Genomic DNA, 819 nt, shown 5'->3' with positions numbered 1-819 from the left:
GCTGGACCCGGAATACCCGCTGGACCGCCTGCACTACATGATCGAAGACAGTGGCATCGGCCTGTTGCTCAGCGATGCTGCGATGTTCGACGCATTGGGCGAACTGCCTGAGAGTGTCGGCCGCTGGTGCCTGGAAGATGACCTGCCGACCCTGGCGGACTACCCGGCAAGCGAGTTGCCTTTCATCAGCCTGCCGCAACATCAGGCCTACTTGATCTACACCTCCGGTTCCACCGGCAAGCCCAAGGGCGTGGTGGTGTCCCACGGCGAAATCGCCATGCATTGCCAGGCGGTGATCGAGCGCTTCGGCATGCGCCCGGATGACTGCGAGCTGCACTTCTATTCCATCAACTTTGACGCTGCCACCGAGCGTCTGCTGGTGCCGTTGCTCAGTGGCGCCCAGGTTGTGTTGCGGGCCCAGGGCCAGTGGGACGCGGAAGAAATCTGCGGGCTGATTCGTCGGCACCGCATCAATATCCTGGGCTTCACCCCAAGCTATGGCAGCCAGTTGGCGCAATGGCTGGCCACGCAAGACCAGACCCTGGCGGTGCGCATGTGCATCACCGGCGGTGAGGCCCTGACCGGCGAACACTTGCAGCGCATTCGCGCGGCATTCAAGCCGGCGTTGTTTTTCAACGCCTATGGCCCGACTGAAACCGTGGTGATGCCGTTGGCCAGCCTGGCCCCGGAAGCCCTGGAAGAGGGCGCCGGCAGCGTGCCGATCGGCAGCATCATCGGCGCGCGTGTGGCCTACATTCTGGATGCGGATCTGGCGCTGGTGCCGCAAGGCGCGACGGGTGAGTTGTACGTCGGCGGTGC

The 819-nt window shown here is 63.9% G+C and carries 1 protein-coding gene; it reads left to right on the top strand.

The features are described 5' to 3' along the window. The coding region (locus tag HX846_RS37470) for an AMP-binding protein (protein ID WP_178967494.1) at positions 1–819 on the top strand (819 nt) is incomplete at both ends.

The sequence above is a fragment of the Pseudomonas sp. K5002 genome (genome assembly GCF_013386655.1).
In the GTDB taxonomy this organism is placed as follows: Bacteria; Pseudomonadota; Gammaproteobacteria; order Pseudomonadales; family Pseudomonadaceae; genus Aquipseudomonas.
Note: the sequence above shows the minus strand (reverse complement) of the source record. Positions and strands in the feature narration are given on the sequence as shown.